The organism is Salinimicrobium oceani (assembly GCF_012037645.1).
Genome location: NZ_JAAVJR010000243.1, coordinates 1 through 597, shown reverse-complemented (window position 1 = coordinate 597; position 597 = coordinate 1). Strand labels below are relative to the sequence as shown.

Here is a 597-nt window from a genome sequence, read left to right as displayed (position 1 = left end):
ATTATCAAAGTAATAACAGGCCAACGCCGGGTAGGTAAAAGTTATTTACTTTTTCAAATAATACAACTTATCCTTAATAGGGATCCTAAGGCAACTATTATATATATCAATAAAGAAGATCTGGCTTTTTCCTTTTTAAGAACTGCCCATGATTTGAACGAATATGTGGTTGCAAAGAAAGCCAAATCCGGTAAGACTTATGTTTTTATAGATGAAATCCAGGATGTGGAAAATTTTGGAGAAGCTCTCCGCTCTTTGTTATTAAACGGGGACCTTGATCTTTACTGTACCGGGAGCAATGCCAACTTATTATCCGGGGACATTGCAGGGCATCTTAGTGGCAGGTATATAGCCTTGGAGGTTTACAGTTTGGCTTATTCGGAGTTTATTGATTTTCATGGTTTAGCCGGGAATGATGAGAGCCTGGATAAATATCTTAAATACGGCGGACTTCCCTATTTAATACATTTAGAACTCAGAGATGAAATAGTATTTGATTATTTAAAAAATATCTATCAGAGTATTGTTTACCGTGATATTATCAACCGTTACGCAATTCGCAATGTTAACTTTCTGGAGCAACTGGTATTATTCTTA

The 597-nt window shown here is 35.8% G+C and carries 1 protein-coding gene; it reads left to right on the top strand.

The genetic code is table 11. The features are described 5' to 3' along the window. On the top strand, positions 1-597 hold a 597-nt coding region (locus HC175_RS16510), incomplete at both ends, for an ATP-binding protein (RefSeq protein ID WP_168139471.1).